Source organism: Microbacterium sp. SA156, assembly GCF_049065455.1.
GTDB classification, from domain to species: Bacteria; Actinomycetota; Actinomycetes; order Actinomycetales; family Microbacteriaceae; genus Microbacterium; species Microbacterium barkeri.
Map to the genome: position 1 here is coordinate 68,711 of NZ_JBAKGU010000006.1, position 13,026 is coordinate 81,736.

A 13,026-nucleotide genomic window follows, 5' to 3' on the forward strand; every position below is an offset into this window, starting at 1 on the left:
CAATGGAGAAACCATGGAAGACTGGACCCAGACGATGGGCACCGGGCCTCTGCTCGGCATCGCGGCCGTCGCCGTCGCGCTCATCCTCTTCCTCGTGATCAAGGTGAGGCTGCACGCCTTCCTCGTCCTCATCGTCGTCTCGCTGCTCACCGCGATCGCGACCGGCCTGCCGCTGAACGCGCTCGTCAACGAGGTGCTCGTGTCGAGCTTCGGCGGGACGCTCGGCTCCGTCGCCCTGCTCATCGGGCTCGGCGCGATCATCGGCCGCCTCATCGAGTCGTCGGGCGGAGCCCGCGTCATCGCGGAGAAGATGGTCGCCATCTTCGGCGAGAAGCGCGCCGCCTTCGCACTCGGCCTCACCTCGCTCATCCTCGGCTTCCCGATCTTCTTCGACGCGGGCCTCATCGTCATGCTGCCGATCATCTTCGCGGTCGCGCGCCGCATCGGCGGCCGGAACCTCCTGCTCTACGGCTTCAGCGGAGCCGCGGCCTTCTCGGTCATGCACGTCTTCCTGCCCCCGCACCCGGGGCCTGTCGCCGCATCGGACTTCTTCGGCGCGAACCTCGGCGTGGTCATGCTGCTCGGCCTCGTCATCGCGTTCCCGGCCTGGTACCTCTCGGGCTACCTGTGGGGCAAGTTCGTCAACTCGCGCTACCCGATGATCGTGCCCGAGCTCTTCGGCGCGCAGGACGACGACCAGCCGGCCAACCCGCCGAAGGCGAGCACGGTCATCATGATCCTCCTGCTCCCGCTCGTGCTCATCTTCCTCAACACCGGCCTCAGCACCCTGTCGACCGCGGGCGTCGTCGACGGCGACGCCGCGTGGGTCCAGGCGCTCATCCTCATCGGCACGTCGCCGGTCGCCCTCCTCATCACGGCGCTCGTCGCCCTGCTCGTCCTCGGCAAGTTCCGCGGCGAGAACGGGTCGGCGCTCGAGAAGCTCGTCGAGGGCACGCTCGGCACGGTGGCCTCCGTGATCCTCATCACGGGCGCCGGCGGCATGTTCGGCGGCGTCCTGCGCGCATCCGGCATCGGCGACGCCCTCTCCGGCACCCTCGCCGACCTCGGCATGCCCGTGATCTTCGCCGCGTACGTCATCGCCGTCGCGCTGCGCGTCGCGCAGGGCTCGGCGACGGTCGCCCTCGTCACGACCGCGGGCCTTCTCGCGCCGGCCGTCACATCGGGCGGCTACAGCGTCATCGACACGGCCGCCATCACGCTCGCCGCGGCGGCGGGCTCGGTGTTCGCCAGCCACGTGAACGACTCGGGCTTCTGGCTGGTCGGCCGGCTCATGGGCATGGACGTCAAGACCACCCTCAAGACCTGGACCGTGCAGCAGGCGATCGAGTCGGTCGTCGGCTTCGCGATCGTGCTCATCGTCTTCGCGATCTTCTGAGCATGGCGGGGATCTTCGACATCACGGGCCGGCTCGCGCTCGTCACCGGCTCCTCTCGCGGTCTCGGCGCGTCTCTCGCCCTCGCGCTCGCGGAGGCGGGGGCCGAGGTCGTCCTGCACGGACGCGACGCCGCGGCGCTCGCGTCCGCGCAGGACGCGATCGCCGAGGCGACCGGCCGCCGACCGCACGCGGCGACGTTCGACGTCACCGACGCCGAGGCCGTCGAGCGCGGCGTGGCCGACATCGTCGCCGCGCACGGCGTTCCCGACATCCTCGTGAACAACGCGGGCGTGCAGCGGCGCGCTCCGTTCACCGAGTTCGCGGTCGCAGACTGGGATGCCGTCGTGAGCGCGAACCTCTCGAGCGTGTTCTACGTGTCGCGGTTCGTCACCCCGGGGATGGCCGAGCGCCGCTCCGGCAAGGTGATCAACATCGGATCGGTCCAGTCGCAGCTGGCACGGCAGACGATCGCGCCGTACTCGGCATCGAAGGGCGGCGTCGCGATGCTCACGAAGGGGATGGCCGCCGACCTCGCACGCTACGACGTGCAGGTCAACGCGATCTCGCCCGGGTACTTCGCGACCGAGATGAACCGGGCCCTCGTCGAGGACGAGGCGTTCAACTCCTGGCTCGTGAACCGGACGCCCGCGCAGCGCTGGGGGGACTTCCGCGAGCTGTGGGGCACGCTGCTCTACCTCGCGTCCGATGCGTCGAGCTTCGTCTCGGGGCAGAACATCTTCGTCGACGGCGGCATGACCGCCGTCGTGTGAGCGAGAGGGAGAAGAGCATGCGCGCCGCATTCATCGACGGCAAGGAGCGGATCGAGGTCCGCGAGGCCCCGACGCCCGAGCCGGGGGAGGGCGAGGTGCGGATCCGCGTCGACAGCGTCGGCATCTGCGGCTCCGACCTGCACTACTACTTCGAGGGCGCGAACGGCGAGTACGTGGTGCGGGAGCCCCTCGTCCCGGGGCACGAGCTGTCCGGACGGGTCGATCTCGACCCGTCGGGCCGGCTCGCCCCCGGGACGCCGGTGACGGTCCATCCCGCGCGCTTCGGGACCCCGGAGCGCGGCATCGAGGACGACCCGCACCTGTGGCCGGGCGGGTCGTACCTCGGCAGCGCGTCTACGTGGCCGCACACCCAGGGCGGCATGAGCGAGCAGCTCGTCGTGCGGGCCGACATGATCCGCGTCCTGCCCGACGCGCTGCCCGTGCGCCGCGCCGTGCTCGCCGAGCCGCTGGGCGTCGCGCTGCATGCCGCCACCCGGGCCGGCGACCTCGCCGGCGCCCGGGTGCTCGTGTCGGGTGCCGGGCCGATCGGCCTGCTCGCGGTCGCCGCGGCCCGCGCACGGGGTGCCGCGCACATCACCGTCAGCGACGTGCTCGAGGCCCCGCTCGCGCGGGCCGAGGAACTCGGGGCCGACGCGCTCGTTCGCGTGGGCACCGAGGAGCTCCCGCAGAGCGCGTTCGACGTCGTCTTCGAGTGCTCGGGGGCGCCCGTCGCGATCTCGTCGGCCGGCACGGCGGTGCGCCGCAAGGGCGTCGTCGTGCAGGTCGGGATGGTCCCGAACGAGCCGCGGCCGGTGAACCTCGCGCCGTACATCTCGAAGGAGGTGCACCTCGTGGGCACCTTCCGGTTCCATGACGAGATCGACGAGGCCGTCGCGCTGCTGGCGGCCGACCCCGGCATCGAGAGGGTCGTCACGCACGCGCTTCCGCTCGCCGAGGTCGCCGAGGCCTTCCGGATCGCGCGCGATGCGCAGGTTTCCGGCAAGGTGGTCGTGACGCTGCAGAGCGACGCTGGCTGACGAGGAGGTCGGAGCATGACGAACCCGCGCGACATCGTGATCGGCGTCGACATGGGGACGACCGCCACGAAGGCGGTCGCCTACACGGTCGACGGCGAGCTCGTCGCCTCGGCATCGCAGGGCTACCCGCTCGAGGAGCCGCATCCCGGTCACGCCGTGCAGGACCCCGAGCTCATCCTGGGCGCGGTCTACGCATCGGTGCGCGAAGTCGTCGCCGAGATCGGCGCGGAGCGCGTCGCGGGGCTGTCGTTCTCGTCGGCGATGCACTCGCTGCTGGCGCTCGACGCGCAGCTGCAGCCGATCACGCCCGTCGTCACGTGGGCCGACACGCGCGCGGCGGTGCAGGCGGAGCGGCTGCGCGCGTCCGCGAGCGGGCTCGCCCTCCATCGGCGCACGGGAACGCCCATCCACCCCATGTCGCCGCTCACCAAGCTCATCTGGTTCCGCGAGCAGGAGCCTCGGATCCGCCAGCAGGCGGCCATCTGGGCGGGGATCAAGGACTGGGCGCTGCTGCGGATGTGCGGTGCGCTCGTCATCGACCACTCGCTCGCGTCGTGCTCGGGGCTCATGGACATCCACCGCCTCGACTGGGACGAGGAGGCGCTCTCGCTCGCGGGCATCCGCGCCGAGCAGCTCCCCGAGCTCGTCCCGACGACCACGGTGCTCGACGCGCTCACGGAGGAGGGGGCGTCCGCCACGGGCCTCCCGCTCGCGACCCCCGTGGTCGTCGGCGCCGGAGACGGCCCCCTCGCCAATCTCGGCGTGGGAGCTGTGCGGCCCGGGGTCGCGGCCTGCTCGATCGGCACGAGCGGGGCGCTGCGCGTCGCCGTCCGCCGACCCGCGGTCGATCCGCGCGGCGGCGTCTTCTGCTACGCCCTCACGGAGGATCGCTGGGTCATCGGCGGGGCGATCAACAACGGCGGCGTGACCCTCGAGTGGGTGCGATCCGAGATCGCCGCCGGCCACGAGCTGTCCACGGCAGAGCTGCTCGATGCGGCGGCGACCGTGCCGGCCGGCTCGGGCGGCCTGATCATGCTGCCCTACCTCCTCAGCGAGCGCGCACCGCACTGGAGCAGCATCGCGCGCGGCGCCTACATCGGGCTCACCCGCGCACATCGCACGGAGCACCTCGTGCGCGCGGCGGTCGAGGGCGTCGCCCTGCAGCTGGCCCTCGTCCTGCAGTCGATGCGCGCGGCCGACCTCGAGGTCGAGGAGATCCGCGCGACGGGCGGCGTCATGAAGCACCCGCTGTGGCAGCAGACCCTCGCCGACGCGTTCGGCGCGCCGGTCGGCCTGCTCGAGGGGCAGGAGGGCTCCGGCTACGGCGCGGCCCTCCTCGGCATGCAGGCGCTCGGGCTCATCGAGTCGATCGACGTCGCGGCCGAGCGCCTGCCCGTGCACGAGACCATCCGCCCGCACCCCGGCGACGCCGCCGTCTACGGAGCGCTCCTGCCCGTCTTCGACGAGCTGTACGACGCCCTCCTGCCGACGTACACGCGGCTTCGGCGGCTCGCGCCCTCGCTTCCGATCGCGTTCTGAGGCGGATGGCCGGGGAGCGTCCCCGGGTGCTTCCGGCCGTTCACCTCGGCGTCGCCGCGCAGCCGCATGCGCGACACCGTCGTGCTCGCGCGGTTCGGTTCGCTGGCGGCATGAAGCGAATCCTCTCCCGGAGGCCCCAGCGCCTGGCCGCGGTCGCCGCGGCGGCCGCCGTGGCTGTCTCCCTCGTCCCCGCTCCGGCCCTGGCCGCGAACGAGAAGGGCGGCGCGCCCGTCGCCGAGCCCACGCTCGTCGCGCGCGCGACCCTCTCCGCCGACCACCTCGAGGAGGGGCCGCCGTCGGGCGCCCTCGCGACCCCCGCGAACGGCCGCACGGGCCCGTGGGAGGGCCAGGTCATCCCCGGGTTCTCCGCCATGATCGACAACGGCGACGGCACGTTCTGGGCTCAGCCCGACAACGGGTTCGGCTCCAAGGGGAACTCCGCCGACTTCCTCCTGCGCAGCTACCTCGTCCGTCCCGACTGGGAGACGGCGGAGGGCGGCTCCGGCGAGATCGCTGTCGAGCGGTTCATCTCGTACAACGACCGCGACAACCTCCTGGACTTCCCGATCGTGAACGAGGGCACGGAGGAGCGGCTGCTCACGGGCGCCGACTTCGACATCGAGTCGGTCGTGCGCGCGAAGGACGGCACGTTCTGGGTCGGCGAGGAGTTCGGGCCGTTCCTGCTCCACTTCGACGCGGAGGGCACGCTCCTCGAGAAGCCCTACGCGCTCGAGGGCGCGAAGTCGCCGCAGAACCCCTACCTCTCGGCCGGAGAGACGCCGCGCGTGCGCTCGAGCCGCGGCTTCGAGGCGCTCGCGATCTCGACGAACGGCCACTACCTGTACCCCGTGGTCGAGGGCGCGTACGCCGACGACGCCGACCAGCGTCGCCGGGAGATCCTGGAGTTCGACATCCGCGCCGGCGCGTACACGGGGCGCACCTGGAGCTACCAGGCCGACCAGGAGGCCAACGTCATCGGCGACGCCTTCGCCGTCCGCGGCGGCGATCTGCTGCTCGTCGAGCGCGACGACTTCGAGGGCGAGCAGGCCGTGACCAAGCGCGTGTACCGCGTCGCCCTGGACAGCGTGGACGACGACGGATACGTCGAGAAGACCCTCGCGCTCGACGCGCTGCGCATCGCGAACCCGAGCGGGATCGGCGCGGGCGACGGCTACGGGACGGGCGAGGTCTTCTCCCTCCCCGTCCAGTCGTTCGAGACGGTCGTGCAACTGCGCGGCGGCGACCTTCTCATCGGGAACGACAACAACTACCCCGGCAACGACGCGCGCGTGCCGGGCACGCCCGACGACACCGAGTTCGCGGTCGTGTCGTTCGAGAAGATGCGCCCGCAGGTCTCGGCGGTCGACGTCATCGGCCACCGCGGCGCGAGCGGGTACCGTCCCGAGCACACGCTCGCGGCGTACGAGACGGCCATCCTGCAGTGCGCCGACTACATCGAGCCGGATGTCGTGTCGACGAAGGACGGCGTCCTCGTGGCCCGGCATGAGAACGAGATCGGCGGGACGACCGACGTCGCCGCCCATCCGGAGTTCGCCGATCGCCGGACGACGAAGATCATCGACGGCGTGAGCGTGACGGGCTGGTTCACGGAGGACTTCACGCTCGCCGAGCTGCGCACGCTGCGCGCCAAGGAGCGCGTCCCGCACGTCCGCCCCGGCAGCGCGGCCTACGACGGGCTGTACCTGATCCCCACCCTCGACGAGGTGATCGACCTCGCCCGCCACTCCACGACGTGCGACGGGGAGCCCGTCGGGATCGCGCCCGAGACGAAGCACCCCACCTACTTCGACGGGATCGGCCTCTCACTCGAGGAGCCGCTGGTCGCGGCGCTCGAGGCCGACGGGATGAATCGCGCGGACGCGCCCGTCGTCATCCAGAGCTTCGAGACCGGCAACCTGCGTCATCTCGACGCGATGACGGATGTCCGGATCGCCCAGCTCGCGAACTCGTCGGGCGCACCGTTCGACCTGCGCGCCGCGGGCGACCCGCGCACGTACGCCGACCTCGTCACGCCCGAGGGGCTCGCGGAGATCGCGACGTACGCCGACATCCTCGGCGCCGAGAAGTCGGTCGTCATCCCGCGCGCGGCCGACGGCACGCTCGCCGAGCCGACCGCGGTCGTCGCCGACGCGCACGCCGCCGGACTCGAGGTGCACGGGTGGACGTTCCGGCTCGAGAACCAGTTCCTGCCCGCCGAGTTCCGGTCGAGCGCCGACCCGAATGCGGCCGGCGATCTCGCCGGGGAGCTGCGCGCGTTCGTCGATGCCGGCCTCGACGGCGTCTTCAGCGACCATCCCGACGTCGCCGTCGCGGCCGTGGCCGACGCGCGCTGACCGGCTGGCGCCATCCGCTCGGCCGCCGCGTGACACGCGGCGTCATCCGCCCGGCTCCCCTCTTCGCGCGGGGAGCCGGGCAGCATACCATGTCGGGATGTCCTCCGGGAAGAAGAAGAGCAAGCGGGTCAAGCCGAAGAAGTCCTGCTGCAAGTCGAAGCCACGCTGCAAGCGGTGCCCCATCCGCCTGCTCGCCGAGGGCAGACTGGACCCAGCGGACGCGAAGAAGATCTTCGCGAAGGACCGCAACCGCAAGCAGGCGAAGAAGGCCAAGCTCGCACTCCCCGAGGGCTGAGGAGGCGAGTCGGCCGCAGGACACAGGGGGAAGCATGGCACTCGAGCGGATCGCGATCGTCTGGAACCCGTCGAAGACCGAGCGCGAGGTGCTCGAGACCGGGCTCGCCGCCGCGCTCGGCGATGACGAGCGGGAGATCTCGTGGTGGGAGACCACGCTCGAGGATCCCGGTCAGAAGGCGACGGAGGATGCGCTCGAGTGGGGCGCCGACGTGATCGTCGCGGCGGGCGGCGACGGCACGGTGCGCGCGGTCGCTGAGCGCCTCGCGGAGCCGGGCGCGGGCGCGGAGCTCGCGATCGTGCCCCTGGGAACCGGCAACCTGCTCGCGCGCAACCTCGACATCCCGCTCAACAACCCGCAGGCGGCGTTCGCTCGCGCGCTCGCCGACGAAGCGCGCGTGATCGACATCGGATGGATCGAGACGGCCGTCGACGGGGCGCCCACTCGACAGGCCTTCGCCGTCATGGCCGGCTTCGGCATCGACGCCCACATGATCGTGGAGACCGACGACGACCTCAAGAGCAAGGTCGGATGGCTCGCCTACGTGGAATCCCTCGGGCGCGCGGTCAACGCGAGCGAGGTCATCGAGCTGCGGATCGCGGTCGACGGGGGAGAGGCCGTGACGGCGGCGGGCCACACCCTGATGGTCGGCAACTGCGGCATGCTGCAGGGCGGCATCACGCTCCTGCCCGACGCGGATCCGTCGGACGGCGAGCTCGACCTGCTGCTGCTGAGCGCGGAGGGCATCGCCGGCTGGCTGGACACCCTGCGCTCGTTCGTGTGGGACAACGGCATCCGCCGTCTCATGGGTGCGACCGACCGCGCCGAGAGCGGCGACACGGCGGCCCACGCGCGGGCGACGTCGGTCGCGGTCGAGCTGCCGGAGCCGCGTGTGCTCGAGGTCGACGGCGACGACCTCGGCGAGGTGACGCAGTTCACGGTCGAGATCCAGCCCGGCGCGCTGCGCGTGCGCTGACGGCGGGCGGTGCGCGTCCTCTGCAGCTTCGTCGGCGGCGCGGGGCATCTTCTCCCGCAGCTGCCGCTCCTGCGCGCCTTCGCGGCCGCGGGTGGCGAACTCACCCTCGTCGGGCGGGTCTCCGCAACCCGCGCCGCCCCCGACGGCGTCTTCGAGAAGGTGGTCTCCACCCAGGACCGACGCGCGCGCAGGGCGACCGAGATCGCGCCGCTCGGCCGCGTCGACAGGGATGCGGAGATCGCTGTCGTCGCGGACCATTTCGCGGGCGCCGCGGCACGTCGATCGGCCGAACGCGTCGCACCGCTTCTGCCGGGCACCGATCTGCTCGTCTGCGACGAACTCGACTTCGGTGCGATGGCGGCGGCACAGGGCGCGGGGATCCCCGTGGTCGTCGTGGCCGTGCTGGCGTCCGGTGCGCTCGTGCGCGGCGACCGTATCCGGGCGCAGCTCGATGCGCTCGGCGGAGCGCTGGGACTGTCCGATGCCATCCGATGGCAGGGTGATGCCTTCGTCGTGCCGTTCGCTCCTTCGCTGCGCGACCCCGGGCATCCCGCCCCGCCGCACACGCTCTGGCTGAGCCCCGATGCCGGCGCATCGCCCGACCCCGACGGATCCGTGGTCGCGACGCTGGGGACCGAGTTCAACACCGAGTGCGGCGATCTGTTCGAGCGCATCCTGGCGGCGCTCGCCGATCTCGGCCGACCGAGCGTGCTTGCGATCGGCAGCGACCTCGATCCCGCGCGCTTCGGTCCGCAGCCCGGCCATGTGCAGGTGCGGCGGTATGTCGACCTTCCCGCGCTCGCTGCGCGCGCGAGCGCGGTGATCCATCACGGCGGCAGCGGCATGCTCGTCGCAAGCGTGCTGGGCGGCGCGCCGCAGGTGGTTCTCCCGATGGGCGCTGACCAGCCCTTCAACGCCGACCGGGTCTCCGCGCTGGGGCTCGGAACGGTGCTCGACGTGCACAGCGCGACTCCGTCCGCCATCCGTGACAGCGCGGCGACGCTTCTCGCCGACAGCGATGCCCGGATGCGGGTCGGAGCCGTCCGCGAGGAGCTCCTCGGCCTGCCCTCGCCGGCCGACGTCGCCGAGGAGATCCTGCGCGGCCTGCTCTGAGCCTCCGAGCCGGGCCCGCCGCGTCGGCGGCTATGCCTGCGGCAGGCGGATGGTCCCGGTCGCGGAGTGCTCGGTCGGCATGCGATCGCGCTGGTAGGTGATCGAGTCGTAGCCGTGCGGGGCGGGGTTGCCGTCCTCGCCGAGGTTCACGAAGACGATCTTCTCGATCGTGAGGATCGTCCGCCGCGTGATCATGTTGCGCACGACAGCGCGCATCGTGAGCGACGTGCGGCCGAAGTGCGTCGCGATGAGGCCCATCTCGATGAGATCGCCCTGCACAGCCGACGCCTCGAAGTTGATCTCCGAGATGAACTTGGTCACGACGCGGTAGTTGCCGAGCTGGATGATCGCGTAGATCGCGGCTTCCTCGTCGATCCACTTGAGCAGGCTCCCGCCGAACAGGGTGCCGTTCGCGTTGAGGTCCTCGGGGCGGACCCACTTGCGCGTGTGGAAGTTCATGCGGCCGTCGTCTGCGGAAGTGCTCATCGCGGCCAGCCTACGCGCGGGGCCGCTCCGCGGCGACGGCTCCGCGCCGTGAAAGCATGGACCGGTGAACAGCGCCAACCTCAGCCGTGAAGCAGCGGCCGCGCGATCCGCGGCCATCACCGTCCACGCCATCCGCGTCGAGCTCGATCTCACGGGAGCACCCGATCCGCAGCGCAGCGGCTTCCCGACGACGAGCGTCCTCGAGTTCGACGCGACGGCCGAGGAGACGTGGATCGACTTCATCGGAGAGGCCGTCGAGTCCGTCGAGGTGAACGGCGTCGCGCACGATGTCGAGTGGGATGGCGCGCGCATCCGCGTCTCGGGCCTCGCCGACCGCAACACCGTGCGCATCGCGGCACGCGGCGCGTACAGCCGATCGGGCGAGGGCCTGCACCGGTTCGTCGACCCCGTCGACGGCGAGACCTATCTGTACACGCAGTACGAGCCCGCCGACTCCCGCCGGGTGATGGCCTGCTTCGAGCAGCCCGACATGAAGGCGCGGTACACGTTCCGCGTCTCCGCGCCGAGCGGATGGCACGTGCTCTCGAATCAGAGCGCGGTCGCGTCGGAGGAGGCGGATGGCGCGCAGCACATCGAGTTCGCGCCGACTCTGCCGATCTCGAGCTACATCACGTCGGTCGCCGCGGGCCCGTACCACCGCGTCGACGGCGTCTGGCGCCGCGACGAGCAGAAGGTCGCTCTCGGCGTCCTCTGCCGCGCGTCGCTCGCGGAGCACCTCGACGCGGACGAGGTGCTCGAGATCACGCGCCAGGGCCTCGACTTCTTCACGGACGCGTTCGCGTTCCCTTACCCGTGGGGCAAGTACGACCAGGTGTTCGTTCCCGAGTACAACCTCGGGGCGATGGAGAATCCCGGTCTCGTGACCTTCACGGAGGCCTACGTGTACCGCGGCGCGTCGACGACGGCGCAGCACGAGGCGCGCGCCAACACGATCCTCCACGAGATGGCGCACATGTGGTTCGGCGATCTCGTCACGATGCGCTGGTGGGACGACCTCTGGCTCAAGGAGTCCTTCGCCGACTACATGGGCTCGCACGCGGCCGCCGCGGCGACCCGGTTCACAGACGCCTGGGTGACGTTCGCGAATCGACGCAAGGCGTGGGCGTATCAGCAGGACCAGCTGCCGACGACTCATCCGATCGTCGCCGACATCCCCGATCTCGAGGCAGCCAAGCTCAACTTCGACGGGATCACCTACGCGAAGGGCGCATCGGTCCTCAAGCAGCTCGTCGCGTTCGTCGGCGAGGAGGCGTTCTTCGAGGGGTCCCGACGCTACTTCGCCGCGCACGCGTACGGGAACACGACCCTCGAGGATCTGCTCGCGCAGCTCGAGGCCGTGTCCGGCCGCGACGTCCGCGCGTGGTCGCGCGCGTGGCTCGAGACGACCGGCATGTCGACGATCTCGGTCGAGCGCGGGCAGGGCCTCACCGTCGTGCAGACCGATCCGCGTCCGCACCGGCTCTCGCTCGGCCTGTACGCGCTCGACGCGGGCCGCCTCGTCCGCCGCGCATCGCTCGACCTCGACATCCGCGCGGAGCGCACGACCGTGGATCTCCCGGTCGCCCCCGACGTCGATCTGATCCTCCCGAACGACGGCGACCGCACATACGCCAAGGTCCGCCTCGACGCGCGCTCGCTCGACGCCGTGCACGAGGCGCTCTCGACTATCGACGATGCGCTCGCGCGCGGGCTCGTGTGGTCGGCGCTCTGGAACGCGGCCCGCGACGGGGAGCTCCCCACGGGGCGGTACCTCGAGATCGTCCGGCGTCACGCACCGGCCGAGTCGAACGTCGCGCTGCTCGGCGGCGTGCTCGCGAACTCCGCCTACGCGGTCGGGCACTACACGCCGGAGTCGTCGCGCGCGGCCGAGCGTGCGGCATGGCTCGAGACGACGTGGCAGGGGATGACCGCGGCGGCACCGGGGTCGGACGGCCAGCTCGCCTGGGCGCGTGCGGTCGCGTCGGCGGCGGCCTTCCACGACGGGCGCGCCGCCGACCTCCGTGCGATCCTCGCGGGCGAGCGGCCAGCGCCGGATGGTCTCGCTCTCGACCCCGACCTCCGCTGGGCGTGGCTCGCGGCGCTCGCCGCAACCGGGCATGCGACGACTGCCGACGCCGACGCCGAGCTCGCGCGCGACGACACCGCGAGCGGCCGGACGGAGCACCTCCGGGTGCTCGCGTCGCGCCCGGACGCCGCGGTCCGCCGGGACGCGTGGAACGCCGCGTGGGAGGACCGGACGCTCACGAACGACCATCTCTCGGCGACCATCTCGGGCTTCCGTGCCGGCGGCCGGCGCGACCTCGTGGCCGAGTTCGACGGCGCCTACTTCGCGCGGATCCGCGCCGCGTGGGAGGAGCGCAGCATCGAGATCGCGGGGCGCCTCGTGCGCGGGCTGTTCCCCGAGGCCGATTCGCTCGATCGCGTCGACGCGTGGCTCGCCGCGAACGGCGACGCCCCGGCCGCACTGCGCCGGATCGTCATCGAGGAGCGCGACCACCTCGCGCGCGCCCTGCGGGTCCGCGGGGCTCAGCCGGCCTGATCGCCGTCGTCCGCCTCGCGGCCGAGCATGCGCGCGTGCAGGGCGCGGATCTCGGCCGCGAGCTCGGGCGCTGGGCCGGCGACGCGGACGCCGGGCGCGACCGCCGTGATCGGCAGCGCGGCGACAGGGCCAGGGGCGACGCCCCACGCGCGATGCCACGCGCCCAGCTGCTCGGTGCTCGACGCGTACACGATGCGCCCGAGTCCGACCCACGCGTGCGCAGCGGCGCACATCGGGCAGTGCTCACCCGAGGTGTACACGGTGCACGTCCGCCGCTCGGCGGGCGACAGGTGCGCGGCTGCCCAGCGTGCGATCTCGAACTCCGGGTGGCGGGTGGCGTCGCCGTCCTTCACGCGGTTGCGGTCCTCGAAGCGCACGAGGCCCTCGGCGTCGACGAGGACGGAGCCGAACGGCTCATCCCCGTCGTCGAGGGCCTCGCGCGCGAGGTCGACGCAGCGGCGCAGGTGCGCCAGATCGGTGTCGCTCAGGGTGGTGCTCAT

11 protein-coding genes are annotated in these 13,026 nt (G+C 72.0%); 9 read left to right on the top strand and 2 right to left on the bottom strand.

The window, feature by feature from the left end:
- Positions 1–13 precede the first annotated feature (13 nt).
- The 8 genes from ACOWU6_RS07410 (at position 14) to ACOWU6_RS07445 (ending at position 9,480) form a co-directional block, all read left to right on the top strand.
- On the top strand, positions 14–1,396 hold the full coding sequence (locus tag ACOWU6_RS07410) for a GntP family permease (protein ID WP_282979174.1): 1,383 nt from the start codon (positions 14–16) through the stop codon (positions 1,394–1,396).
- Positions 1,397–1,398: 2 nt separating this feature from the next.
- Positions 1,399–2,166, top strand: coding sequence for an SDR family oxidoreductase (locus ACOWU6_RS07415; RefSeq protein ID WP_421075274.1), 768 nt, complete (start codon positions 1,399–1,401; stop codon positions 2,164–2,166).
- Between the two features lie 17 nt (positions 2,167–2,183).
- Complete coding sequence (locus tag ACOWU6_RS07420; protein ID WP_421075275.1) at positions 2,184–3,203, top strand: zinc-binding dehydrogenase; 1,020 nt, start codon at positions 2,184–2,186, stop codon at positions 3,201–3,203.
- Between the two features lie 15 nt (positions 3,204–3,218).
- A complete protein-coding gene (locus ACOWU6_RS07425) occupies positions 3,219–4,742 on the top strand; it encodes a gluconokinase (RefSeq protein ID WP_421075276.1) in 1,524 nt (507 codons plus the stop codon).
- A 110-nt stretch (positions 4,743–4,852) separates the two neighbouring features.
- A complete protein-coding gene (locus ACOWU6_RS07430; RefSeq protein WP_421075277.1) occupies positions 4,853–7,096 on the top strand; it encodes an esterase-like activity of phytase family protein in 2,244 nt (747 codons plus the stop codon).
- 97 nt (positions 7,097–7,193) lie between these two features.
- Complete coding sequence (locus ACOWU6_RS07435) at positions 7,194–7,391, top strand: hypothetical protein (RefSeq protein ID WP_271173316.1); 198 nt, start codon at positions 7,194–7,196, stop codon at positions 7,389–7,391.
- 34 nt (positions 7,392–7,425) lie between these two features.
- The gene (locus tag ACOWU6_RS07440; RefSeq protein ID WP_421075278.1) at positions 7,426–8,367 is read left to right on the top strand and encodes a diacylglycerol/lipid kinase family protein; all 942 of its coding nucleotides are present in this window, start codon (positions 7,426–7,428) and stop codon (positions 8,365–8,367) included.
- 9 nt (positions 8,368–8,376) lie between these two features.
- Positions 8,377–9,480 carry a nucleotide disphospho-sugar-binding domain-containing protein gene (locus ACOWU6_RS07445; protein WP_421075279.1) on the top strand — a complete coding sequence of 368 codons (1,104 nt, stop codon included), beginning with the start codon at positions 8,377–8,379 and terminating at the stop codon, positions 9,478–9,480.
- A gap of 30 nt (positions 9,481–9,510) precedes the next feature.
- Here ACOWU6_RS07445 and ACOWU6_RS07450 read toward each other — a convergent pair whose 3' ends face one another.
- Positions 9,511–9,966 (bottom strand): acyl-CoA thioesterase, encoded by a 456-nt coding sequence (locus ACOWU6_RS07450; protein WP_271173313.1) that lies wholly within the window; start codon positions 9,964–9,966, stop codon positions 9,511–9,513.
- Between the two features lie 64 nt (positions 9,967–10,030).
- On the opposite strand from ACOWU6_RS07450, the gene pepN reads away from it, so the two are divergent.
- Entirely contained in the window at positions 10,031–12,526 is a 2,496-nt protein-coding gene (gene pepN, locus ACOWU6_RS07455) for an aminopeptidase N (RefSeq protein ID WP_421075280.1), read from the top strand.
- Here the strand turns inward: pepN and ACOWU6_RS07460 are convergent.
- Complete coding sequence (locus ACOWU6_RS07460) at positions 12,514–13,026, bottom strand: nucleoside deaminase (RefSeq protein WP_271173311.1); 513 nt, start codon at positions 13,024–13,026, stop codon at positions 12,514–12,516. The genes pepN and ACOWU6_RS07460 overlap by 13 nt on opposite strands.